This window comes from Streptomyces alkaliphilus, from assembly GCF_014141535.1.
Taxonomy (GTDB): Bacteria; Actinomycetota; Actinomycetes; order Streptomycetales; family Streptomycetaceae; genus Streptomyces; species Streptomyces alkaliphilus.
This window is the reverse complement of the sequence record NZ_VKHT01000824.1, coordinates 1-2,299: the sequence shown is the minus strand read 5'-3', so window position 1 is coordinate 2,299 and position 2,299 is coordinate 1. Positions and strand designations below refer to the sequence as shown.

Genomic DNA, 2,299 nt, shown 5'->3' with positions numbered 1-2,299 from the left:
GGCGGTGGCCGACCGACGCGGCGGACTACCGCTGCCGACGATAGAAGGGGAGGGCGACGACCGCACACGACTCGCGGGTGCCGCGCACGTCCACCGCGACCCCCGACGCGTCGGCGGGCGCCGGCTCGGCGTGCGCGGCGTCCACGTACGCCATGGCGATCGGCCTGCCCAGGGTGGGCGAGGGCGCCCCGGAGGTGACCTCGCCGACGACCGTCCCCTCGGCGTTCACCACCGGGTGGCCCGCACGCGGCACCCGTCGGCCGTCGCAGACCAGCCCCACCAGCCGACGCGGCGGCTCGGCCTCCGCACGCCGGGCGGCGGCCTCCAGGGCGGCGCGGCCGACGAAGTCACCGGGCTTGTCGAAGCGCACCACGCGGCCCAGTCCCGCCTCGAAGGGAGAGGTCTGCCGGGTCAGCTCGTGACCGTACAGCGGCATCCCGGCCTCCAGCCGCAGGGTGTCGCGGCAGGACAGCCCGCACGGCACCGGACCGGCCGGAGTGCCCTCGGGGCCGGTGACCCGGGCGTCCATCAGCGCGGTCCACAGCGCGGGCGCGTCCTGCGGGGCGACGAACAGCTCGAAGCCGTCCTCGCCGGTGTAGCCGGTGCGGGCGATCATCGCGGACACCCCGGCCACGGTGCCGGGCACGCCCGCGTAGTACTTCACGGCGGCGAGTTCGACGCCGGTCAGACCGGACAGCAGCTCGACGGCCCGCGGACCCTGCACGGCCAACAGCGCGTACGCCTCGCGGTCGTCCCGCACCTCGGCGTCGAAGCCGGCCGCCCGCTCGCGCAGCGCGTCGAGCACGACCTGCGCGTTGGCGGCGTTGGCCACGACCAGGAAGGTGTCCCCGGCGGTGCGGTAGACGATCAGGTCGTCGAGGATGCCGCCGTCGGCGTCACAGACCATCGTGTAGCGGGCGCGGCCGGGGGCGACCGCCGAGATGTGGCCGACCAGGGCGTGGTCCAGCAACTCGCCGGCGGCGGGGCCGTGCACGGTGATCTCGCCCATGTGGGAGAGGTCGAAGAGCCCGACGTGTTCGCGCACCGCCCGGTGTTCCTCGCGCTCGCTGCCGTAGCGCAGCGGCATCTCCCAGCCGGCGAAGTCGGTCATGGCGGCGCCCAGCTCGCGGTGGGTCGCGTCCAGCGGCGTGCGGCGGGGCGTGGCGGGCTCGGTCATGGTGGGTCTCCCGGTGCGCTGGGGAACGGGGCGGTGGAGTGCGCCGGTCGCGGACACGACCGTGCGGCACGCCCTCCCCATCTGTCATCTGCACCTGAGAGGTTCGCCGGGCCCGCGGCGCGGCCCCGGCTTGCACCGTGGGTGGGACCACCCCGGTCACCCGGTGCGGTCCGCTTTTCAGATCTGCCTCCCGCGCGCGGTATGGGGGCCTGAGAGATTCAAGGGAGGACTTGCTCCTTCGGCGCCCCGGTGGAACCGGGGACTCTCCCGCACGCGATCGAACGGCCGGTATGGAGTTGCGCGGTCATCATCGCACGGCCACCACCGGCCCGGCGCGCGGGGCGCGCGCCGGACGCCGGACCCGGCCCTCCTCGACGGCGGGGCCGGCGTCCGGCGCGGGGTGACGGGTTCAGGGCACGCGGATCTCGGCCACCGGGAGGGCGGGCCGCAGGAACGGCGCCACCTTCGCCGTGCGCTCCGAGCCGCCCGCCGCGGGGTTCATCACGGGGTCGGCCATCGGGCCGTCGGTGAATCCCTCCGTGGCGTCGGCCGGAGAGCCGGGCATCGGGTCGGCCATCGGGTCGGCGCCCGCCTCCAGCAGGTCGATCAGGTTGCCGAGGGCGTTCAGGTCGGTTTCCGCGTCCTCCCCGAGGGTCATGCCCTCCTCGGACGGGATGGGCTCGATGGGGAAGTCCTCGTCGAGGCCCCCGTCGCCGATGCCCTCGATGCCCTCGAGCTCGTCGACGGAGAAGTCCGGCAGCAGCCCGGAGAGCAGCGCCGCCACGAAGTCGTCGATCTCCGCCAGCAGGCCCGTCAACAGGTCGTCCACGGTGCCCTCGAGCACCGGCTCGGCCTGCGCCGCCGCCTCGACCGGCTCGCCGGCCTCCGCGTCGGAGACGTCCTCGGGCAGCGCGGCCACCAGATCCATGATCGAGGCCACCAGCGAGTCGAGCCGTTCCAGCGTGTCCGCGACATCGGGGACGGGGAGGATCCGCGGGTCGACCGACGGGGCCGTCTCCTCCTGCGCGAGGGCGGGCGCCACGGCGGTGAACGCCGCCGGGTGCGCCCCGGCCTCCTCCCGCTCCGTGGAGAGCCCCGGGGTGAAGGGGGCGGCGGGAGCGG

The 2,299-nt window shown here is 75.3% G+C and carries 2 protein-coding genes and 1 riboswitch; both genes read right to left on the bottom strand.

The window, feature by feature from the left end; translation table 11 throughout:
• Window positions 1–25 precede the first annotated feature (25 nt).
• Window positions 26–1,177 carry a glycine cleavage system aminomethyltransferase GcvT gene (gene gcvT / locus FNQ90_RS20180; RefSeq protein WP_182607658.1) on the bottom strand — a complete coding sequence of 384 codons (1,152 nt, stop codon included), beginning with the start codon at window positions 1,175–1,177 and terminating at the stop codon, window positions 26–28.
• Window positions 1,178–1,364: 187 nt separating this feature from the next.
• A riboswitch (glycine riboswitch) is annotated at window positions 1,365–1,457 on the bottom strand.
• Window positions 1,458–1,586: 129 nt separating this feature from the next.
• A partial coding sequence (locus tag FNQ90_RS20175) for a hypothetical protein (protein WP_182607657.1) occupies window positions 1,587–2,299 on the bottom strand: 713 nt, incomplete at its 5' end.